General features: G+C 67.2%; 19 protein-coding genes and 1 pseudogene. 8 read left to right on the top strand and 12 right to left on the bottom strand.

Translation table 11 applies throughout. The features are described from left to right. Nucleotides 1-9: 9 nt before the first annotated feature. The 3 genes from ruvA to VB739_RS00090 all read left to right on the top strand — a co-directional run bounded on the left by ruvA (nucleotide 10) and on the right by VB739_RS00090 (nucleotide 1,440). A complete protein-coding gene (gene ruvA / locus VB739_RS00100) occupies nucleotides 10-663 on the top strand; it encodes a Holliday junction branch migration protein RuvA (RefSeq protein ID WP_323355224.1) in 654 nt (217 codons plus the stop codon). 77 nt (nucleotides 664-740) lie between these two features. Then, complete coding sequence (gene rpsO, locus VB739_RS00095; RefSeq protein ID WP_323355120.1) at nucleotides 741-1,010, top strand: 30S ribosomal protein S15; 270 nt, start codon at nucleotides 741-743, stop codon at nucleotides 1,008-1,010. 10 nt (nucleotides 1,011-1,020) lie between these two features. Beyond that, a complete protein-coding gene (locus VB739_RS00090; protein WP_323355119.1) occupies nucleotides 1,021-1,440 on the top strand; it encodes a PAM68 family protein in 420 nt (139 codons plus the stop codon). Here VB739_RS00090 and VB739_RS00085 read toward each other — a convergent pair. The 7 genes and pseudogenes from VB739_RS00085 to VB739_RS00055 all read right to left on the bottom strand — a co-directional run bounded on the left by VB739_RS00085 (nucleotide 1,420) and on the right by VB739_RS00055 (nucleotide 9,648). Beyond that, nucleotides 1,420-4,947 carry a DNA polymerase III subunit alpha gene (locus VB739_RS00085; RefSeq protein WP_323355223.1) on the bottom strand — a complete coding sequence of 1,176 codons (3,528 nt, stop codon included), beginning with the start codon at nucleotides 4,945-4,947 and terminating at the stop codon, nucleotides 1,420-1,422. The genes VB739_RS00090 and VB739_RS00085 overlap by 21 nt on opposite strands. Before the next feature lie 33 nt (nucleotides 4,948-4,980). Continuing rightward, entirely contained in the window at nucleotides 4,981-5,472 is a 492-nt protein-coding gene (locus VB739_RS00080; RefSeq protein ID WP_323355118.1) for a hypothetical protein, read from the bottom strand. Nucleotides 5,473-5,642: 170 nt separating this feature from the next. Next, the gene (locus tag VB739_RS00075) at nucleotides 5,643-6,077 is read right to left on the bottom strand and encodes a hypothetical protein (protein ID WP_323355117.1); all 435 of its coding nucleotides are present in this window, start codon (nucleotides 6,075-6,077) and stop codon (nucleotides 5,643-5,645) included. A gap of 17 nt (nucleotides 6,078-6,094) precedes the next feature. Further along, complete coding sequence (locus VB739_RS00070) at nucleotides 6,095-6,493, bottom strand: YybH family protein (protein WP_323355116.1); 399 nt, start codon at nucleotides 6,491-6,493, stop codon at nucleotides 6,095-6,097. 74 nt (nucleotides 6,494-6,567) lie between these two features. Next, a pseudogene (locus VB739_RS00065) lies at nucleotides 6,568-6,699 on the bottom strand (Asp-tRNA(Asn)/Glu-tRNA(Gln) amidotransferase subunit GatA); the annotation flags it as partial. 82 nt (nucleotides 6,700-6,781) lie between these two features. Then, entirely contained in the window at nucleotides 6,782-8,641 is a 1,860-nt protein-coding gene (locus VB739_RS00060; protein WP_323355115.1) for a hypothetical protein, read from the bottom strand. Nucleotides 8,642-8,676: 35 nt separating this feature from the next. Then, on the bottom strand, nucleotides 8,677-9,648 hold the full coding sequence (locus tag VB739_RS00055) for a glycosyltransferase family 1 protein (RefSeq protein WP_323355114.1): 972 nt from the start codon (nucleotides 9,646-9,648) through the stop codon (nucleotides 8,677-8,679). A 424-nt stretch (nucleotides 9,649-10,072) separates the two neighbouring features. On the opposite strand from VB739_RS00055, the gene VB739_RS00050 reads away from it, so the two are divergent. Next, on the top strand, nucleotides 10,073-11,404 hold the full coding sequence (locus VB739_RS00050; protein ID WP_323355113.1) for a glycosyltransferase family 1 protein: 1,332 nt from the start codon (nucleotides 10,073-10,075) through the stop codon (nucleotides 11,402-11,404). An 8-nt stretch (nucleotides 11,405-11,412) separates the two neighbouring features. On the opposite strand, the gene VB739_RS00045 is transcribed toward VB739_RS00050, so the two are convergent. Beyond that, nucleotides 11,413-12,384, bottom strand: coding sequence for a glycosyltransferase (locus VB739_RS00045; RefSeq protein ID WP_323355112.1), 972 nt, complete (start codon nucleotides 12,382-12,384; stop codon nucleotides 11,413-11,415). 62 nt (nucleotides 12,385-12,446) lie between these two features. Here VB739_RS00045 and VB739_RS00040 point away from each other — a divergent pair, with 62 nt between their 5' ends. Further along, nucleotides 12,447-13,193 (top strand): glycosyltransferase family 2 protein, encoded by a 747-nt coding sequence (locus VB739_RS00040; protein WP_323355111.1) that lies wholly within the window; start codon nucleotides 12,447-12,449, stop codon nucleotides 13,191-13,193. After that, nucleotides 13,183-14,334 (top strand): glycosyltransferase family 4 protein, encoded by a 1,152-nt coding sequence (locus tag VB739_RS00035; protein ID WP_323355110.1) that lies wholly within the window; start codon nucleotides 13,183-13,185, stop codon nucleotides 14,332-14,334. Before VB739_RS00040 ends, VB739_RS00035 begins: the two co-directional genes overlap by 11 nt. Before the next feature lie 18 nt (nucleotides 14,335-14,352). Here the strand turns inward: VB739_RS00035 and VB739_RS00030 are convergent, their stop codons facing one another. Next, a complete protein-coding gene (locus tag VB739_RS00030) occupies nucleotides 14,353-15,390 on the bottom strand; it encodes a glycosyltransferase (protein WP_323355109.1) in 1,038 nt (345 codons plus the stop codon). Between the two features lie 64 nt (nucleotides 15,391-15,454). Here VB739_RS00030 and VB739_RS00025 point away from each other — a divergent pair, with 64 nt between their 5' ends. Beyond that, the gene (locus VB739_RS00025; RefSeq protein WP_323355108.1) at nucleotides 15,455-16,183 is read left to right on the top strand and encodes a class I SAM-dependent methyltransferase; all 729 of its coding nucleotides are present in this window, start codon (nucleotides 15,455-15,457) and stop codon (nucleotides 16,181-16,183) included. Next, a complete protein-coding gene (locus VB739_RS00020) occupies nucleotides 16,183-16,905 on the top strand; it encodes a class I SAM-dependent methyltransferase (RefSeq protein ID WP_323355107.1) in 723 nt (240 codons plus the stop codon). Before VB739_RS00025 ends, VB739_RS00020 begins: the two co-directional genes overlap by 1 nt. A gap of 4 nt (nucleotides 16,906-16,909) precedes the next feature. Here VB739_RS00020 and gatA read toward each other — a convergent pair whose 3' ends face one another. From gatA to rlmB, 3 genes are all read right to left on the bottom strand, one after another. Further along, nucleotides 16,910-18,382 carry an Asp-tRNA(Asn)/Glu-tRNA(Gln) amidotransferase subunit GatA gene (gene gatA, locus VB739_RS00015; RefSeq protein ID WP_323355106.1) on the bottom strand — a complete coding sequence of 491 codons (1,473 nt, stop codon included), beginning with the start codon at nucleotides 18,380-18,382 and terminating at the stop codon, nucleotides 16,910-16,912. Between the two features lie 44 nt (nucleotides 18,383-18,426). Continuing rightward, nucleotides 18,427-18,678, bottom strand: a complete 252-nt coding sequence (locus VB739_RS00010) for a DUF1816 domain-containing protein (RefSeq protein WP_323355105.1) — start codon at nucleotides 18,676-18,678, stop codon at nucleotides 18,427-18,429. A gap of 62 nt (nucleotides 18,679-18,740) precedes the next feature. Beyond that, nucleotides 18,741-20,297: 23S rRNA (guanosine(2251)-2'-O)-methyltransferase RlmB (gene rlmB, locus VB739_RS00005; RefSeq protein WP_416233276.1), on the bottom strand; the 1,557-nt coding region annotated here is incomplete at its 5' end.

The following is a 20,297-nucleotide window of genomic DNA, read 5'->3' as shown; positions in this document are numbered from 1 at the left end:
CGTCTCACCATGATCGGCTGGCTGCAGGGGCGACTGGCCGAACCATGGCAGCAGGCGAACCGCTGCGGGGCCCTGCTGATCTGCCAGGGGGTGGGTTACGAGGTGCAGTTCACCCTGAAGCAGTGGCAGCGCCTGCCTGAAGTGGGCAGCGATCTGGGCCTGCACGTGCACCACAGCATTCGCGATGACGGCTGGACGCTGTACGGCTTCATCGCCCGCCAGGAGCGGGATCTGTTCCGCGAGCTGGTGGCCGTGAGCGGCGTGGGACCCCAGATGGCCCTGGGCCTGCTCGGGGCCCTGGACGTCCCGGATCTCGTGCGCGCCATCGTCCACGCCGACCTGCGCAGCCTCTGCCTGGCGCCTGGGGTGGGCAAGCGCACGGCCGAACGCCTTACGGTGGAGCTGCGAGCACGCCTGCAGGAGCGCTTCGCGGGCCTGGTGGATCCCCTTGACGAGGGGGAGGTCCCCGACGCCGACCCACCAGGCGGCCCCACGGCCCCCTGCCGCGAGGAGGTGCAGATCACCCTGGTGGCGCTCGGCTATGAGCCACTGGAAATCCACCGGGCCCTGCGGGCCGTCGCCGCCGCCGGGATTGAGGCCTCCGCTGGCGCCGATGACTGGATCCGCGAAAGCCTGCGCTGGTTGTCCCGCGCCGTGGCCTGAAGGGGCTGCCCTGAAGGGAAGGCCAACGGGCCACACGTTAAGGTGTTGGTTTGCACCGTCCGGGCTCAGATCCGCCCATGCCGCTCTCTACCACCCAGAAACAGGAACTGATCAATTCCCATCAGGCCCACGGCACCGACACCGGCTCGGTGGAAGTGCAGGTCGCGATGTTGAGCGAGCGGATCCAGCAACTCAGTGGCCACCTGCAGAAGAACATCCACGACTTCTCCTCCCGCCAGGGGCTGCTCAAGATGATCGGTCGCCGCAAGCGCCTGCTCGGCTATCTCCGCGCCCAGAGCGAGACCCGCTACGCCGAACTGATCAAGACACTCGGCATCCGCGGCTGAGGCTCGTCCCATGGCCCGTCGGCCGAAGCCGAAATCCTTCGCGACGCCCGCTGCCGGCGGGCCGCCAGCCAAGACACCGCGGCAGCAGGTGATTCCCGAGGCGGTGGCCAACCGCATGGTGCGGCGCATCGCCATCGCCACGGGCACCCCCACGGTCCTGGGCATGGGTGTCTTCGTGGCCAGCTATCTGCTGGTCAGCCGGGGCGTGGCCGACATTCCCCCCGGCCTCACCCTGGTGGGGTCCGGCGCCTTCTTCCTGCTGGGCCTGCTGGGACTCAGTTATGGGGTGCTCTCCGCCAGCTGGGAGGACGCCCCCGGCAGCCTGCTGGGAACCGAGCAGATCGGCGTCAACATCAGCCGGGTGCGGGCCTCGGTGCGGGCCATGCGCCAGGGCAGCTCGGGCTCCGGCTCAGGCAGCCCCCAGGGGTGAGCGCAACCAGGCCCTGAAATCAGCCGAGGCGAGCGTCTCGACGGCCGCCGGCGCATCGGCAACGCAGAACTGGCCGCCCAGACGCACGAAACGCGTTTCGTCCTGGTGCTTCACCAGCGCCACCACGGGCACCCGCACGCCAGCCTCCTCCTGACCGGGGCGATGACGGGTCAGGCATTCGCGCAGCCGGTGCTGCACAGCGATGTCGCCGGCCTGCTCGGGCGCCAGCTCCACCATCACCAGTTGCAGGTCCTCGATGCTGCGGCAGTCGTCGACGAGCAGCTGCACCCGGTCGTCGCGGCGGTCGACACCTGCCCAGAGCAGCAGGCGGGCATCCAGCATCAGGTGGTCGGCCAGGCGGGCGTAGCTCTTGGGGAACACCACCGCTTCGCAGGAGCCGGTGAGGTCCTCCAGCTGCAGCACGGCCATGCGGTCGCCCTTGCGGGTGGTGACCTGGCGGATCTCGCTCACCATCACCACCACGCTCACTTTGGCCTTGTCGGCCATCTCCTCGAGATTGGCCAGGCCAATCGGCGTCAGCAGGCGCACCTGGGAGGCCAGCTGACGCAGGGGGTGGTCGGAGATGTAGAAGCCGAGCAGCTCCTTCTCCAGCTTCAGCTTCTCGGTGGGGGGGTAGTCGGCGACCGCAGCGGCCCGCGGTGGTGCCGGAGCCTCCACGGCAGCGGTGCCCTCGGAGGCGCCCGCACCGCCGCCGAACAGGTCGAACAGGTTGCCCTGGCCGCTGGCCCGGTCGCGAGCGCGGGAGCTGGCCCAATCGAGCACCAGATCGAGATCGGCCATCAGCTGGGCCCGGTTGGCCTTCGGCTCGAGGCCATCGAGGGCACCGCCGTGGATCAGGGACTCGATCGCCCGGCGGTTGAGCTGCTGACCCGGGATCCGGTCGCAGAGATCGGCAAGGTGCAGGAAGGGGCCACCGCTGGCGCGCGCCTCGATCAACTGGCGGATGGCACCATCACCGAGGTTGCGGATGGCCGAGAGGCCGAAGAGGATCTTCTTGCCGACGGGCGTGAAGTCGATGCCGGAAGCATTCACGTCCGGCGGCATCACCTCAATGCCCATCGCCTGGCAGTTGGCGATGTAACGCTGCACCTTGTCGGTGGTGCCGGCATTCACCGTGAGCAGGGCCGCCATGTACGCCACCGGATGGTGGGCCTTGAGGTAGGCGGTCTGGTAGGTGACGGCGCCGTAGGCGGTGGAGTGGCTCTTGTTGAAGCAGTACTCGGCGAACAGCACCATCTGATCGAACAGCGCCTCGGCAATCGCGGCGTCCACGCCCCGTTCGCTGGCCCCGCCCACGAACTGGTGGCGATGCTTCTGCATCTCCGACACCTTCTTTTTGCCCATGGCGCGCCGCAGGAGATCGGCCTCACCGAGGGAATAGCCAGCCAGATCCTGGGCGATCCGCATGATCTGCTCCTGGTAGACCATGATCCCGTAGGTCTCCTTGAGGATCGGCTCCAGCTTGGCGTGGGCCACATCGATCGCTTCGCGGCCGTGCTTCCGGTTGATGAACTTGGGGATCAGGCCGGCATCGAGGGGGCCGGGTCGGTAGAGGGCCAGGATCGAGGAGATGTCCTCCAGGGAAGAGGGCTTGAGATCGCGGACGATCTGGCGCATGCCGCTGGATTCCAGCTGGAAGATGCCCTCCAGATCCCCCCGGGCCAGCAGGGCGTAGGTGCCGGGATCGTTGGCCGGCAGGGCATCGGGGTCAAGCCGTTCCCCTTCGGCCTGGGCCACCAGCTCGATCGTCTTCTCGATCATGGTGAGGTTCTTGAGGCCCAGGAAGTCCATTTTCAGCAGGCCCATCGCCTCGACATCCTCCATGAAGTACTGGGTGATCACCTGGCCGTCGTTGTTGCGCTGCAGGGGCACCAGTTCATCGAGGGGTTCGGCGGCGATCACCACCCCGGCGGCATGGACACCGAAGGTTTTGTTGGTGCCTTCGATGCGGCGGGCCAGGTCGACCCAGTGGCGCACCTTGGGATCGTTCTCGTACTTCTCGCGGAACTCCGGCACCGGCGACTCGCTGCCGATCATCTCGGCCAGCTTGGCGGGCTTGCCCCGGGCCACCGGGATCAGCTTCGCCAGCCGGTCGGCCTCGCCGTAAGGGATATCGAGAACCCGGGCCACGTCCTTGAGCACCGCCTTGGAGGTCATGCGGTTGAAGGTGATGATCTGGGCCACCTTGTCCTCGCCGTAGCGACGGGTGACGTACTCGATCACCTCGCCGCGACGCTCGATGCAGAAGTCGGTGTCGATGTCAGGCATCGATTTACGTTCCGGGTTGAGGAAGCGCTCGAACAGCAGACCGTGTTCCACCGGATCGATGTTGGTGATGCCCAGGGCGTAGGCCACCAGCGAACCGGCGGCCGAACCGCGCCCCGGGCCCACCGGAATGCCCTGCTCCCGGGCGAAGCGGATGTAGTCCCAGACCACCAGGAAGTAGGTGGGGAAGCCCATCTGCTCCATCACCTGCAACTCGAAGGCCAGCCGCTCGCCGTAGCCGGGATCAATCGGGGCGTCGCCTGCCAGCGACAGCCGGGCCCGCAGGCCCTGGTGGCTCACCTCGCTGAGGTAGCTCACCGGGGTATGGCCCTCGGGGATCGGGAAGCGGGGCATCTGGTAGCGACCCAGGATGTCGTAGTCCTCCACCTTCTCGGCCACCGTGGCCGTGGTGGCAATAGCGGCGGCGATCACCTCCGGCTCGAGATGGTCGGCGAAGAGCTGGGCCATCTCCGCCTCGCTCTTGATGTATTCAGTGCCCGTGTAGCGCAGCCGCTTCTCATCGCTGATCAACTTGCCGGTGAGCACGCACAGCAGGGCGTCGTGGGCCTCCACGTCATTGCTGGTCAGGTAGTGGGCGTCGTTGGTGGCGACCAGGGGAATACCCAGCTCAGCGCTGATCCGCGCCATCTCGACGTTGACGATGCGGTCCTCGAGGCCGCCATGGTCCTGGATCTCCAGGTAGAAGTCGTCGGCGAATACCTCCCGGTACCAGCCGGCCACCTCCCGGGCCACGTCGGGGCGCCCCCGCAGGATCGCCTGGGGGATCTCGCCGCCCAGGCAGGCGGTGGCCACCATCAGGCCCTCGCTGTACTGACGCAGCAACTGCTTGTCGATGCAGGCCCGCGCGAAGATGCCCCGTCCGCGCATACCACGCAGGTGGCTGATGCTGGTGAGCTTGACCAGGTTGCGGTAGCCGACGGCGTTGCGGGCCAGCACCACCAGGTGGTAGCGGCGCTCCTTCTTCGGCTGGGGATCCTCGATCGAGCCGTTGATCACGTACATCTCGTTGCCGATGATCGGCTTGATGCCCGCCTTGGTGCAGAGCTTCAGCAGCTCGATGGCGCCGTACATCACCCCGTGATCGGTGAGGGCCAGGGCCGGCATGCCCAGCTCCACGGCCCGCTGCACCATCGCCGGCAGCTGGGAGGCCCCGTCCAGCAGGCTGTAATCACTGTGGTTGTGGAGCGGAACGAAAGCCACGGCGTCGGAGGGCATCGCCACCACATGTTGCGGTCACCTTACCGGTTGCACCACCAGATCTGGTGCCCCTGACGACCTGGCCGCCTGGAGGTTGGGGCAGGGCCTGGCCCACAGGGTCTGGAGCTTGGTGGCCTGATCGGTGTCGCCCTTGGCCGTGAGCTGGGTCACGGTCAACTGAATCCGCTCACAGTCGACCTGCTTCTCGAGCTTGGCGCGCTGGGTCCGGAGCTCCTGAAGCTCCCGTTCCGCCTGCTGGCGCTTGGCCTGCTGCTGGCCATCGGCCACCTGAAGTCGGCTCGCCCCTGCGTCCATCTCCTTGAGCTGCAACTGGAGGGCGGCCTCACGCTGGGAGGCGGACTCCAGTTCGTTCTTGAGGACCAATTCGCCCTGCATCCGCTCCATCACCTCCCGGTTGGCCTGATCCTGGGCGGCCTGCTGGGCCTGGGCCTCGGCTTGAAGCCGTTGCTGTTGCTGGTTGCTGAGGATGACGACACCAGCCACCACCAACACCACCGCAGACAGCACGGCCAGCCAAGTCCTGTTCTGCCGATTCGAGAGGTTGTGGTTGTCCATACTCCTCTCTAGTCAGGCCGCAGGACACCGTTGGCCCATGGATGCGGCGGATGCGTGGCCGATGGGATGCAATCGCATGGCTGAGGCCGAGGCCAACGATCACGAGCCCGTGGACATCCGCCCTATGGGGCGGTCCAGGTGCATCGATCGTCAGCGTAAGCATCAGGGTCATCGACGAACTTAAAAACCCTTCCATCCTTGCGGATGTATTGGAAGTCATCGATGATTGCACCTTGGTTGATATAGATATAGCGTCCTCCCGATCCACTGGGGGGCATCTCAACCCACTGGGTTTCAAATTCCGATGGCCTTCCCCCGTACACCCTTCTCAATTCAGTCACCTTCAACAGCTTCAAGGGAATGCGCCCACTGCCGCCCTGGTAAAGAACGTAGCCCCTATCATCGGTTTCAGATGAAATGCCGAGCTGAAGTCGCAGAGGAGTTTTGAGGCCAATGGATCTCAGGCAGCGGACAGTATCCTGATCAGCCCAAACGGGCGGGGCCGCGATGATCAACAGCAGCAGGACGGCCAGGCATCGCTTCATCGGTGGCTCCATGGCGATTGGACGATGCATCAGTCTCGTTCGACGGGTCTGGAGACGTGCTGATGGGCGACCTTCCACATCCCATCCAGCTTGCGCAGGCAGAACGTGATCCGCACAATCTCGCCAAACGGCTGACCGTCGGGGAGCGTCCCTCCGCACTGGAGCAGGCCAAAGGCATAGCCCACATCGGTTCCCGCCTGGACAGAGAGATCCTGCAACGCGAATTGCAGGCTGCCTTGGGTATCCGGCTGCCAGGCCTCCCAGCTGGCGCGGTATTGCGCCGCTGAGGTGTACTGCAGAGGAGCCAACACATCAAACAGCACCAGCTCGTCGAGATGGTTGGCGAGAACCTCCTCCTCGCGTCCGTCTCGGGTGGCGCTGGCCCACTGCTCCAGCACGTCTCGAATGGCCGCTTCGTCCGCGTTCATGGTCAGCGACAGCCGATCGGCAGTGAGACCCTAGGTCGAGCCTCCAGGCGTCTCCGGCAGTGCCATGGTCCTGCTCAGGCCACCAGCGCCGCCGTGGGTCGTTGCGCCATCACCGCCGCCGCCCGTTCGTACTGGTGGGCCACCTGCAGCAGCTTCGACTCCTCGAGCACCCCGGTGATCAGCTGCAGCCCGATCGGCAGGCCGGCCAGTGGGGGAGCCCCCTGAGGGGGTGATCACGTCGCACATGGTGATGCCGTCGCTGCAGCGGAGGCCTCTCTGCCCACCCGTTCACAGCCAAGGGCCTCCAGCCCTGGTCCTGGGCCGCAGCAGTACGCCTAGTGCGAGGAGACCCTGCCCTGTGGTGACCGACTCGGCCAGGTAGCGGCCATGGGGACGGACCGGCAGGGGGACTCCGGGCCTGGCCGACCAGAGCTCCACCCGGGCGCCCTGGTCGGGAAGTTCAATGGATCGATCGCTGACGAAGCGGGTCTGGCGCGCCAGGGCCCCCTCCAATGCCGCTGCCAAGGCGTCCGGGTCCTTCGTCAGCAGGCCGGGCAGGGGGTAGGGGGCGCCCAGGTGAATGGTGATCAGGGACTGAGCGGGAGTCTCGGCCAGAGTCCGCTCCACCGCCGCCAGGACGGCGGCCCTGTCCGGCAGAGACACCAGGGTGGGCTGCTGGATCGGCACCCGGCACCGACAGGATGTCCTGATGGTCCACTCCACTAGATCGGTGCGGCCGATGGAGGTCAGGGCGATGACGCCACCGGGATCCGGAACCACATCGGCCCAGGCGGCGGCCAGGTTGAGGTCGCGTGGAGCGGCCGGACGCCGGATCGCTGCCGCGTCCGCCAGGGCCGGGACAGGGGTTGCCAGCAAGGCCGTGCCCAGGACCAGGGCGATCAGCGGGGTGCGCGGCAGCCATCGGGCTCCCATCCCCTCGACCACTTCTCCTGCCCCGAGGCCAGCCAAGGCCCAGACACCGGGAAGCACCGTGGCCTGGAAACGCATCTGCTGCTGGGGATGGAGCAGCAGGGCCAACACTCCCAAGCCCACGAACCAGACCAGCAGGGATGAGCGGCGCGCTCCAATCAACGCACAGAGCAGAACCGCCAGCGCTACGGCGCTCCCCACACTGAAACCATGGGCAAACCCTTCCCACTGGCCGGCAAGTCGATCGAACAGTCCGACCTGCAGATCCGGATTCCTGTTGGTGGGACCCAGGAACCAGAGCAACCCGGCGAACTTGCCTGGGATCATCAGCCAGAAGGCCAGGGGCAGCCCATGCCAGGCCAACAGGGCCTCACCAGCAGGCCCAATGGCCTGGTCGAATCCCACTGCTCGCGCTTTCCACGCCCTGACTGACCCAAGCACGATGAAGCCCACGGCGATGGCGAGCAGGCTGGAAGGGAGGAGAGTCACCCGGACAGAACCCACAGCAACGGCGAGCGGCGGTTCCCCAGGCAGCAGCACTACGCCGCCGGCCATCAGCAGGCCAAGGAGCAGGAAAGGATCGTCACGGAGGGTTCTCCACGGCAACGAAGCGAGGGCACGCTGCAGACGTAACGGCCAGTTGACAGGCAGTGCAGCGGCGCCGATCGCCACCAGCGCCATCGCCCAGTAGTTGTATTTCTCGAGGAAAAGGAGGGTGAGAAGAACAGACAGCAGTCTCCATCGCTGTTGAAGAAAGGCCCAGAGCACCACCACCGTGAGCCCGGCACCGAGTCCCTCCAGCATCACGTCCGACCCCAGCAGCCGAAAAGCCGGGCTTCCCACGGCAAAGGCGACAGCGATGGAGCCAGCCGCATCACCCCGAAGGGGATCGTTCAGAGCGGCGCGACACAGGGGCCAGAGCCCCAGAACGGCCAGCAGCCATCCGCCGATGCTGGGCAGAACGGCGAACCGGTGGTCCGGTCCGAGCACCGCCAGGACGCCTCCCAGGAGAATCCCATGCAGGGGTGGCCAGGCCGAAGGCAACACCAGGTCGTGGAGCAGGCCGCCCAGATCGCCGGATCGCAGCGCCAGGGCCAGCCCCAGGCCGAAGGTGAGATGGGAGTTTCGGTCGTGGTAGGGATCCCGCCACAGGGCACCTGGATCGTGCAGATAGCCGGCCACCATCCCGATCGCCACCAGCACAGGAAGCATCAGCACGGGCACCGCCAACACCCTCCGAAGGCGGGCGCGCATCACAGTGCGGCGAGGGCCGCCTGGTAGAGCCCCACCGCACGCTCGGCCCCGAGACTCCAGCGAAAGCCGAGGGCATGGGCCCGACGCCGCTCCCGCTGGTTCTGGTCCAAGGACGTCGTGGAATCGATCACCTCCACCAAGGCCCGGGTCCAGGCCTCCACATCCAGGGGGGAAACGTAGGTCGCCAGTGAGCCGCCGGCTTCGGGGATGGCTGCGGCATCGCTGCAGACCACCGGCGCACCGCAGGCCATCGCCTCAATCACCGGCATCCCGAACCCCTCGTACACGGAGGGATAAAGAACAACCCTTGCGGCGCAGTAGAGATCACGAAGATCGCGAACAGAGAGATAGCCCAGAAACCGCAGCATCCCGCACTCAATCAACCCGGCCGCTTCCGGAGGCAAGGCCATGTCACCCCAGCCGCCCGGCCCTGCCACGCAGAGGGGCCAACGGCGACGGAGGGAGGGTGGAAGCCGGGCGTAGGCCTGGATGAGGGTGCAGAGATTCTTGCGGGGCTCCAGGGTGCCGACGGCGAGGAAAAAACTGTCCGACCGCAGATCAAAGGCTGGAAGGGTGGTCGGATGGGGCGGCCCCTCCGCGAGGAAGGCGGAACCCACACCAGGGGGAATGATGTGGATGCGACGGCGGTCGACACCCAGCAGGGACTGGATCTCGGCAGCGCTGAACGCGGAGATCGTATGCACCACCGGGGCTACGCGGCACTGCTCGGCCAAGGGCAGGAGGGCCAGCAGTCGGGAGACCGGATGCCAGGCGGGATGCCGCAGGAAGGAAAGGTCGTAGACCACCGGAATGGTGGGGAGGACGCCCTGCCGAGGTGCCACATACTGAAAGGCATGAAAGAGCGACAGGCCGCGAGCACCGGGACGAACACCGAACGCCGTTCCCTGCATCAGGCGAGCCACACCCCTGATCAGGGGCAGACCCTTCACAGTCCGCAGACTGGCGGCCATCCGTGAGGACTTGGCGGAAGACCCTTCTGCCCCGACGCTGCGCCGACAGAGAAACGCCTCATCGACAGGGTTCCAGCGATAGGATTGATAGCCGTAGAAGTTGATGGAAGGATGATTGACGAGCAGGGCTCGAAGCAGGTTCAGGGTGTAGTTGGAAACGCCAGTGAAGGGAGCACACAGTGGTCTGGCATCCACACCAATCCTCAACAGCGTCATTGCCAACAACCAGCTCTCCTGACCTGGCCGGACGTTCCATCATCCAGGCTGTCGAACGTCACAGAAGTCGGTAGCAGATCCTTCGGCCCCATGGGGATGTACCGGGAGAGTACCATCGGTCGCAATTGTTGATTCACCTTCGCTTCGAAAACGAGGCGGGGCGATGTCGTTTTGGGAGGTTTGTTCTGTGGGACGCCTGTTCATCGACATGTCGTCCCTGGCCCGATGGAGCGGCCCGGCCGTGGGGATGCTGCGGGTCGAAAGGGAGGTGGTCCGCTGGGCCGTCGATCAGGCGGGAGCCCAGCCGGTGGTCTTCGACCCCTGCAAGGGCTGTTTTCGCGGCCTCAGGGGTGACTGGTATGAACGCCTGAGTCACTGGGACGAAGCCCTCGATCCTGCCCACGGATCACTCCGTGGACCACGCCGCTTCCTGCCGCGGCGGTACCAGATCTTCCTGGCGATGGAACGGCAACGTCTGACCAGCAACTCCGCCGGCTCGGCTGCACGATGGGACAGGGCCCAACGGCTGCTGTATCGATTCCACCCAGGTGCCCTGGTCTTCGAGAATGGCCTGGGGGAGAGACGATCCATCGTTCCCGTCGATCTTGCTCTTGGCGGTGCGGTCGCCATGGGTCCGGACGACCTGCTGATTTCCGTGTGTTCAGACTGGGACCAGAAGAACTCCGGTGGTTTCCACACCCTCAAACGCAGATCCGGATTCCAGTTGGCTGTGCTGTGTTACGACCTCATCCCCCTGACCCATCCTCAGTTCTTCCTGGATGGGGTCATCGGCACCTTCCGGAAGCACTGGCTGAACATGATGGCCAGCGCAGAAACCATCCTCGTCAACTCGACCTGCATCGCTGCGGATGTGGAGGGCCTCTGCCGGGACGAGGGGCTCCCCGCCCCCACCCTCCGGGTGATTCCACTCGGGTGCGACCGCCCACCGGAGTTTGAAGGTGACGGCCGGCTTCCGGCTGGGCTCAGCGAGGCCCGCTATGCCCTGTTCATCAGCACAATCGAGCCCCGCAAAGGCCACGGTCTGCTGCTGGATGCCTGGCAGCGGCTGCTGCTCCAGGGGGTGCCCCAACGCTGTGGCTTTCGGCTGGTTTTCGTGGGCCGGCCAGGCTGGATGGTGGAGGAGGTGCTTCGCCGTCTGGGGGACCTCGGAGCCCTGGAGGGCACCGTCCTGCATTTTCCCTGTCTGCCCGACGACGCCCTGGAGAGCCTGCACGCGAAGGCTGGATTCTGCCTCTATCCATCGGCCTACGAGGGCTTCGGCCTGCCAGTCGTCGAAGCCCTGGCCAGGGGCAAGGCTGTCCTGGCCAGCCAGGCCGGTGCGGTGCCAGAGGCGGCAGGGGGGCTGGCCCGGCTTCTCCCGCACGACGATCCCGGTGCGTGGGCGGAGGCGATGGGCCAGTGGATCGAGGACCCCGCCGAACGTCGCGCCCAGGAGGCGCTCGTGGCCAGGGGGTATCACCACAGGGACTGGGCGGACGTGGCCCGGGAGATTGTTGCCGCAGCCCAGGCCAGGGACTGAGGCCAGGCTCAGCTGGACGAACGCCGCTGGTGCCAGCACCGGAAGCGGCCGGTCACCTCCAGACGACGGAGCCCCAGGCGCCAGGGCAGGCCCTTCTGGCGCCAGGCGAGCCGGAGCGCCGCCGCCCCGGCCTCCCGATGTCCGGAGGCCATGGCATCACGAACGGCGCCGATCGCCCGGCGGGCCGTCTCCCTGGCCACGCTGGGGCCGTCCATCCCCATGGCGTGCAGATCGTGGCCGGTCACCACGGTCCGGGGTGCAGGGTCGGGGCGCCCCGCACGGCGCGCACGGGCACAGGCCAATGCCGCCAGCTCGGAGATGATCCGCTGTTCGATGTGGCACCAGCTCGCCTGGGCGTGGTGGTCCCGGTAATCGAGCAGGGGGGTGGAGAGATTGGCCAGAGCATGGTGCTCCGACAGCCTCAGCCAGAGATCGAAGTCTTCGGCCATGACGAAGGCCCTGCGGTAGCCGCCGGCCGCCAGGACCGGCTCCCTCCGGAGCATCACCGATGGGTGGGCCAGACAGTTGGCCTGCTGCAGGGCCCGGGCCACCGCCACCGGCGCGGTGGGGAAGGCCTGATCACGTAGCCAGTTGCCGTGGCGATCCACCACTCGGATAGCGCTGCCAACAACCACGACATCGGGATGGGCCTCAAGGAATGCGGCCTGGCGCTCCAGCCGTTCCGGATGGGCGATGTCATCCCCGTCCATCCTGGCCACAAGGGGAGCCCGGGCCAGGGCAAGTCCCCGGTTCAGGGCGGTGACCAGACCCTCGCGAGGCTGCCGCACGACCGCGATGCGCTGATCCCGCGCCGCCATCCTGGAGAGGAGGCGGGCGGTGGCGTCCCTGGATCCATCGTCGATAGCGATGATCTCGATCCGGGGCTCGCTCTGAAGGATCAGGCTCTCCACCGACGCGGTGAGATGGTCTTCGGCATCACGAACGGGCAGAAGAACGCTGATCCTGACGTGGTCGCTCATGGGGTCACGCCATTCGTTGGAGGCTTCGGGGACGCTGTGGTCCCCACTGCCAGAATGGCGCCATGGCCCTCCCCCCCGTCAGCATCGTCACGGTGACCCGGGATGGGCTCTTCTTCACGAGGCTCCTGGTTGAGAAAGTCCGGCAGTTCGTGGGGGAGCGGGACTATGAAATCATCGTTGTCGACCGGGGCAGCGTCGACGGCTCCCGACGCTGGCTGCAGGGCCAGCCGGATGTGCGACTGGTCCGATTCGGACAGTGGCGCGTGCGGGGCCATGGCCATGCAGAGGCAGCAGCCAGAGGCATCCGTGCCGCCAGCCACGAACGCATCGTCCTGATCGATTCCGATGCCCACCCTGTTGCACCAGGTTGGCTCGAGGGCACGGTCGATCAACTGGACGGACGCACCAGGCTGGCCGGCGCAGCCTTCGTGGACACCCATGCCGGCAATCCCCATGGCTGGTACATCCACCCCCATTTCATGGTCTTTCTTCGCTCGGATTTCGAGCAGCTCGTGGTGCTGAGGAAATGTCGCGGGGACGCCACCGACACCGGTGAGGAAGCCACTATCAGGGTCCTTGCGGCCGGACATGACATCCTGCGTCATCCGATCACCTTCGCCACCGATTTCGCCGTGGGCCATCCCCGGGTTCCGACCCTGGCCGGTGGGGTCTTTCACGCCTGGTATGTATCCAGGCTTCTTCACAACGCCCCGGAGGTGGCGCGGGAAACCGACGGAGAGGTCACGCCCGAACGCTATTTGGAACCGTTGATGAACAAGTTGCGACAGGTCCATGGGCTTGGCTGGTGACCCATCCCAGCTGAGAATTGCCCTGACGGCTCCCAGGCTGGATCCGGAGTCGGGGGGTCTCGCCCGCTGGGTCGGCCAGTTCGCCGCCCATCTGGAGCGTCGGGGCCATGACGTGCACCTGATCGGGTTCGAAACCGGCCCTGCCGTCATCAGCGCCGAGGTCCACCGGCTGCGGGACCCCGGAGATCCCTGGGCCCGGGCACGGGAGGTGGCGACCTGCCTGGCGCGCCTGCGCCCGGATCTAGTCCACGACAGCGGCGTCGCCCCCCGTGCCGACGTCTTCCAACCGGCGACGGGCTCGGAGCGGATGAGCGAACGCGCCGTGATTGCCGCGGGCGGCCCGGGGCACCGCCTGAAGGCCCGTGTCTCTCCGAAGGTGTTCCTGCGGCACCGAGCCATGGCGTCCCTTGAACGCCACCAATGCCGCGGGGCCGGCGCCGTCATCGCCATGTCGGCGCTGGTGCGGGACCTGCTGCTGGGCCTGCAACCGCTGCCCGTCGACCGGATCCAGGTGATCCACAACGGCGTCGACACGCAGGTGTTCCATCCCGAAGTACGCCAGCGGCGCCGGCTCAGCGCCCGCCGGAGCCTGGGGGTGGGCGAAGAACCCATGTTCCTGCTCGTGGCCCACAACCTGCTGCTGAAGGGGGCGGATACGGCGATCGCTGCCCTGGCCCGCCTCCCCGCCGGCTCCGGGGTCCGGCTCGCCATCGCCGGGGGCGACGCTGACACGCCATGGCGGCAGCGGGTGCGCCGGGCCGGCCTCGAGGACCGGGTGCTGTTCCTGGGGCCGGGCCAGGACATCCCCCTGCTGCATGCGGCTGCCGATGCCCTGGTGCATCCAACCCGCTGGGACGCCTGCAGCCTGGTGACGATCGAAGCCATGGCCAGCGGCCTGCCGGTGATCACCACCCCGCGCAATGGCGCTGGTGAATTGATCACGGACGGCCATTCTGGGTTCATCGTTCCGGCAGATGCTGAGGACGTTCTGGCTGACCGCATGCAGCAGCTGCTGGATGCACCCTTGCGGACGCGGATGGGGGAAGCGGCCAGGGTGGCGGCCCTTCCCCATGACCTGGACAGCAGTCTTTCGGCGGTGGAAGCCGAGCTGCTGGCATGCCGATGCAGGCCACGGTGCTGAGCGAAACCTGGCAGGTCCTCAGTCCCCCAGTGCATCCCCCAGGATGTACGCCGCGATAGCCTCCGGGGTGTGGTGGGTCAGCACATGCTCCCGAGCCGCCTCGCCCAGGATCCGTAGACGGGCGGTATCGGCCAGCGCCCGACGCACCGCCAGAGTCAGCCCGCCAGGTCTCGGGTCATAGAAGAGGGCCTGCCGGCCGTCCACGAAACCCGCATGGGTCTCCACGGTCGGGTAACTCAGCAATGGGACGGAGCCACAGAGCGCGGCCTCCGCATGGCGGAAGCACTGCCAGCCATACCCGGGCGGGGACCAGGTCAGCCATGCCGCACTGCAGTGGCCCAGATGGTCCAGGCGGGACAGCCGCCCGCTGGGCAGGTCCAGCCGAAGGCCTTCCGACGCCAGCCCCGCCAGTTCCGCGAATCCAGCCTGGCGATGGCCAGGAACGTCCACCCCTGTCCCGGCGAAGTACAGGTCGTGGCTTCGGGGAACCGACGGTGGGGGGGGCGGCAGGCCCAGCGGCAGACCCAGAGGCAGGGGACGCAGTTTCCGGACCAGGTCCAGGGCCTGGGCATCCCTGCGCAGCCGATCCTCTTGCACCGAGGCGATGGGGAATGGCCGAGCCAGGCGCCAGCGATCCAGCGGCAATTCCCGTTTGAAGAGGCGATGGGAGGCGGCCAGCAGCGGCCGATGGGCTGGATGAACGATGTCCTCATCCTCGAAATCGAGCACGATGATCGGTACCCGACAGAACCTCAACAGCAGGCGGACGGCCAGCTGCCAGACGCGTCCGGGATGGTGATGGATGCGGCAGACCACCAGTTGCAGGTGGGGCTGGGAGATCAGGTGCAGAAAGCGGGGCAACTGGCGCGGGGCGGCCGGACCCGCCAGCACGAGAGCGGCCGAAGGCAGAGGATCGGAGCTGCCGATGGCGATCCATCGAACCAAATCGGGGAGCACATGGGAGAGATAGCCGACATGACCCAACTCCAGGATTGAGCCCCTTGGCAGCAGCCCATCAAGGAAGCAGGAAGCCTGGCCGCGGGGACTGTCTGTCATGCTCTGAATGCTCCTGATTGGCCAGATTCGTGTGCTCTAATGTTGGCCGATTCCATGGCGGAAGATGAAGCACGTTGGCGTCCTTGAGCGGGAACTCTCCGGCTGGCATCGTCTGCGCGCCTGGCTGAAAGCCCGCTCTCCCCTGGAACGGCTGGTGGCAGCACACCGGGGGCCAAGACTTTTCAAATGGCAACACTACTACCGAATCTACGATCAACATTTTCGCCACTGGCGAGGCAAGCCCATCACCATCCTGGAGATCGGGATTGGGTCCGGTGGGTCGCTACAACTCTGGAAGCGCTACTTTGGCCGATCTTGCTCGATCATCGGCGTGGACGTCCTGGCTCACAACCGCCGCCATGCGGGTTCGGGAATCATTGTGGAAATCGGCAGTCAGGATGACGCAGCATTTCTGGAACAGGTGGCTTTGAAACATGGGCCCTTCGACATCGTGATCGACGACGGCAGTCACATCCATTCCCACCAGAAGACGACATTCGATACGCTCTTCCCCCATCTCAAGGATGGAGGTATCTACGCCTGCGAAGATCTCTGCTCCTCCTACTGGAAAGATGAATTCAATGGTGGTCCAGGCGTTTCCACCACCTTTGCAGAATTCTTGAAGTCACTGATCGATGAGCTGAATGGATGGTTCTGGAAACAGGACTTTGGCCTGGAGAGCACGGGTATAGGCCGCAGCACTGCTAGCTTGAAATTCTATCCAGCCCTTGCCATCCTGACCAAACATCACCTTTCACCTCCCGTGGTGCTGCATGTGGGAGCGCCTGACTGATGCATCGCTCCTCCTTCGACAAGATGCAGGCCTTCTGCGAGGGTTATCTCGATGGGCAACGGCAGCAGCCGTTGGTCATCCTCGATGTTGGCAGCGCCGCCGTGGCGGGGGAGGCAGCCAGTTACCGCGCCCTCTTCGAGAATCCGGGATGGACCTATGTGGGTCTGGATCGTGAATTGGCACTGAATGTCGACATCGTGCCCAGTGATCCATACCGCTGGTCTGAGCTCACCAACGCCTCGTTCGATGTGGTCGTCTCCGGTCAGGCGCTGGAGCACATCGACCAGCCCTGGCGGACCGTGCAGGAGATCGCCCGGGTCCTCCGCCATGGGGGGCTGGCCATGGTCATTGCGCCGTCGGCTGGCCCGGTGCACCGCTTTCCCCTGGACTGCTGGCGGTTCTACCCGGACGGCATGGAGGCACTGGCGAGGCAGGCCGGGCTCGACGTGATCGAAACCCACTGGGACACCAGCTATGCCTACCCGGAGAACGCCTTCTGGGGGGAGGCCTGCGCGATCCTCCAGAAACCATGTCCGCAGGGGGAGCGCGGCGTGATCGGCACGCTGTCGGATCGTCAGGTGATCCGGACGCGCGTCCTGCAGCAGCTGCGGGCGCTCCACCCCTGGACCGTCAAGCGACGGCTGCTGCTGGAGACGCTCCAGAGGGCCCGGATCATCCTGCGGTGTCCGCTGGAGCGGCTCAACCGGATGGAGCTGCCCTGAGGCCTCAGGCCACCAGCGCCGCCGTGGGTCGTTGCGCCATCACCGCCGCCGCCCGTTCGTACTGGTGGGCCACCTGCAGCAGCTTCGACTCCTCGAGCACCCCGGTGATCAGCTGCAGCCCGATCGGCAGACCCTGGGCGTCGAAGCCGCAGGGCACGCTGATGGCCGGCAGGCCGGCCAGGTTGGCGGGGATGGTGAGCAGGTCGGCCAGGTACATGGCCAGGGGATCGCCGGCATGCGCGCCACTGGGGAACGCGGTGGTGGGCGAGGTGGGGGTCAGCAGCACGTCAACGGCCTCGAAGGCGCGGTCGAAGTCGCGACGGATGAGGGTACGCACCTGCTGGGCCTTGCGGTAATAGGCGTCGACGTAGCCAGCGGAGAGGGCATAGGTGCCGATCAGGATGCGGCGCTGCACCTCCTCGCCGAAGCCGCTGGCCCGGCTGCGGGCGGTCATCGCCGCCAGGCCGTCGCTGCCGGCTTCGGTGGCCGGCGCCCGGAAGCCGTACTTGACGCCGTCGTAGCGGGCCAGATTGGCGGAGGCCTCCGATGGCGCGATCACGTAGTACGTGGCGATGCCGTCGTTGAAGCGGGGGCAGCTCACGTCCACCAGCTCACAGCCGAGGGCCTCCAGCTGGGCGGCGGCCGCCAGCACCGAAGCCTTCACCTGGTGATCGAGGCCCTCCTGGTCGAAGCACTCGCGGATCAGCCCCACCCGCAGGCCCTTGATGGGTGATTCCAGATCGGCGGCGTAATCGGGTACCGGCGCCCGCAGGCAGGTGGCATCGCGGGGGTCCTCCCCGGCGATCACCTGCAGCAGCTCGGCGGCATCGGCCACGCTGCTGCTGAACGGACCCACCTGGTCGAGGGAGGAGGCGAAGGCCACCAGTCCCCAGCGGCTCACCCGGCCATAGGTGGGCTTGAGGCCCACCACACCGCAGAAACTGGCGGGCTGACGGATCGAGCCGCCGGTGTCGGAACCGAGCGAACCGATGCACTCGCCGGCGGCCACGGCCGCCGCACTGCCACCGGAGCTGCCCCCGGGCACCCGATCCGGATTCCAGGGGTTACGGCTGGCGCCGAAGGCGGAGGTCTCGGTGGAGCTGCCCATGGCGAACTCATCGAGATTGGTCTTGCCCAGCAGAACCGCACCGGCCCGCCAGAGCCGCTCGGTCACCGTGGATTCGTAGGGGGGGACGAAGTTCTCCAGCATGCGGCTGGAGCAGGTCGTGCGGATGCCCTTGGTGCAGAGGTTGTCCTTGATCGCCAGGGGGATGCCCGCCAGGGGGGGCAGGGGCTCACCGGCGGCCCGGGCCGCATCGATGCGGTCCGCATCGGCCCTGGCCCGCTCGCTGGTCACCTCCAGAAAGGCATGCACGGTGGGGTCCACCGCCGCGATGCGCGCCAGGTGGCGATCCGTGAGCTCCCGGGCCGACACCTCGCCCCGCCGAAGCTGCTCCCGCCATTCGGCGATGCCCATCCAACCGCTAGCCAGCTGCGATGGACGCTATCAGTCGGCCAGAATCAGTCGGCCAGATCTGGGGATTCGGTGAACGGCTCGCTGCGGCCGGTGCGCAGGCAGTGGTGCTCCAACGACGCCGGGGACTCCGCCCGCAGGTCATCGAGGAACGCCGGCAGCGCCCGCTCCAGCGTCTGCTTGCGCACGAAGGGGCCGAACCAGTACACCGCATCCGGGGAGCGGGTCTCCACCCGCGCCCACCAGGCCAGGCCCAACCCATTGGCGATGCCGCGCGAGGGCCAGAGCAGTGGATTCATGGAGGAGGGGGTTGCGAGGTGGCCATTCTGGGGGGCGGGCGGCGCCACCCCCGCTGCTGGGTTCAGAGGCGAATATCGCCCTCGAAGCCCGGTGCTGACGCGGGCGGGTAGGGCAGCGTCCTCAGAGCGTCCTCAGAGGGGGCGTCCTGGAGAGCCGCCGCCGGCAGACCACTGGCAGCCGACGCAACACACCCTTCGAGTTCGCTCTCCACGGGCGGTTCCGGCTCGCTCTCGCCTGGCGTTTCCTGGTGCTGCCAGGCGGGTGGCTCGGCCGGCGCTTCGATCACGGCGGCCTCAGGCTCCACCTGGGTCTGGAGCTCGGGCTCCACCTGGGCCGTCAGCTCGGGCTCATCCGGCAGCTCAGGGTCGGGCGGCGCCGGCATCGAGGGGCGCACGATCCTGGGGGCCGGGGCGGTGCCCGTCAGGCCCCGCATCCAGCCGCGACGGGCCACTTCATAGAGCAGCAGCGCCGTGGCCACCGAAGCGTTCAGGCTCGGGGTGGCGCCCCGCAGGGGAATGCGCACCAACTGGTCGCAGGACCGGCGCGTCAGCAGCGACAGGCCATCCCCTTCCGAACCGGTGACCACCACCAGGGGGCCCTCCAGGTCCACCTCCTCCAGGCTGACCGTGCCCTCCTCGGCCAGGCCCACCACCCGGTAGCCCTCCTGCTTGAGGGCCTCGAGGGAACGGTTGAGGTTGACCACCCGGGCCACCGGCAGGTGCTCCAGGGCGCCCGCGGCCACCTTGGCCACCGAGCCGGTGAGGCCGGCGTTGCGGCGCTGGGGCAGCACCATGCCGTGGGCACCGAGGGCTTCGGCGCTGCGGACGATGGCCCCGAGGTTCTGGGGATCGGTGAGGCCATCCACCGCGATCAGCAGGGGGGCTTCACCAATGGTGCGGCAGCCTTCGATCAGGCTGGTCAGGTCGAGGGTCTCGGCGGCGGCGGGCTGCAGCACGATGCCCTGGTGCACAGCGCCACCGGTGAGCTGGCCCAGGCGCGCCCAGGTCACCTCCTCCACCAGCACACCGGAGGCCTTCGCCTCGCGCAGCAACTGCAGGAAACGCGGGTTGAAGCGCATCTCGGGCGTGCACCACACCCGATGGATCGGCCGACCGCTCTCCAGGGTGGCCTGGGTCGTGTGGCGGCCCCAGATCAGGTCGGTGGGGGCGGCGGCGGCAAAGGCGTCCGCGGCGCCGCGGAAATCGACATCGGAGCCGTCGGACTCCGGCCGCTCCGCTCCGCTGCGTCCCTGGAAGGTCCGCGGGGCGCGGTCCGCGTCCCGGAACAGGGCCGGTCCGCGGCGGGCCGGGCCGGTCCGTGACGGGATGGGACGGCCGGTGGTGGGGCGTCCAGCGCCACCACGGCCGGGGACGGGGCGTCCGAAGGAGGGGCGGGCGGGGATGAAGCGGTCGCCACCGCGACGTTCGCGGGTCGGGCGTCCGGCGCCACCGCGGGAGTCGTCGGGGCGATCGGCGCCGGGGCGGCCCTCGTAGGGGCGGCGACCGTAAGGGCTGCCGGCCGAGCGGTCGGCGCCACCAGGACGCTCACCGTCGCGCTCACCGCGCTCCCCGCCACGCTCCCGCTCGTAGGGAGGCTTGTCACGGCCGTAGGCCTCGCC

This window comes from Cyanobium gracile UHCC 0281, from assembly GCF_034931305.1.
GTDB classification, from domain to species: domain Bacteria; phylum Cyanobacteriota; class Cyanobacteriia; order PCC-6307; family Cyanobiaceae; genus Cyanobium; species Cyanobium gracile_A.
This window is presented reverse-complemented; position numbering and strand designations above follow the sequence as displayed.

Coding starts and splice junctions, on each gene's coding strand:
- VB739_RS00025 (WP_323355108.1), top strand. CDS start 15,455: ATGAAGCACGTTGGCGTCCTTGAGCGGGAACTCTCCGGCTGGCATCGT.
- VB739_RS00040 (WP_323355111.1), top strand. CDS start 12,447: ATGGCCCTCCCCCCCGTCAGCATCGTCACGGTGACCCGGGATGGGCTC.
- VB739_RS00050 (WP_323355113.1), top strand. CDS start 10,073: ATGTCGTCCCTGGCCCGATGGAGCGGCCCGGCCGTGGGGATGCTGCGG.
- VB739_RS00045 (WP_323355112.1), bottom strand. CDS start 12,384: ATGAGCGACCACGTCAGGATCAGCGTTCTTCTGCCCGTTCGTGATGCC.
- VB739_RS00010 (WP_323355105.1), bottom strand. CDS start 18,678: ATGAATCCACTGCTCTGGCCCTCGCGCGGCATCGCCAATGGGTTGGGC.
- VB739_RS00030 (WP_323355109.1), bottom strand. CDS start 15,390: ATGACAGACAGTCCCCGCGGCCAGGCTTCCTGCTTCCTTGATGGGCTG.
- VB739_RS00020 (WP_323355107.1), top strand. CDS start 16,183: ATGCATCGCTCCTCCTTCGACAAGATGCAGGCCTTCTGCGAGGGTTAT.
- VB739_RS00075 (WP_323355117.1), bottom strand. CDS start 6,077: ATGGAGCCACCGATGAAGCGATGCCTGGCCGTCCTGCTGCTGTTGATC.
- VB739_RS00090 (WP_323355119.1), top strand. CDS start 1,021: ATGGCCCGTCGGCCGAAGCCGAAATCCTTCGCGACGCCCGCTGCCGGC.
- VB739_RS00055 (WP_323355114.1), bottom strand. CDS start 9,648: ATGGCCGCCAGTCTGCGGACTGTGAAGGGTCTGCCCCTGATCAGGGGT.
- rpsO (WP_323355120.1), top strand. CDS start 741: ATGCCGCTCTCTACCACCCAGAAACAGGAACTGATCAATTCCCATCAG.
- gatA (WP_323355106.1), bottom strand. CDS start 18,382: ATGGGCATCGCCGAATGGCGGGAGCAGCTTCGGCGGGGCGAGGTGTCG.
- ruvA (WP_323355224.1), top strand. CDS start 10: ATGATCGGCTGGCTGCAGGGGCGACTGGCCGAACCATGGCAGCAGGCG.
- VB739_RS00070 (WP_323355116.1), bottom strand. CDS start 6,493: ATGAACGCGGACGAAGCGGCCATTCGAGACGTGCTGGAGCAGTGGGCC.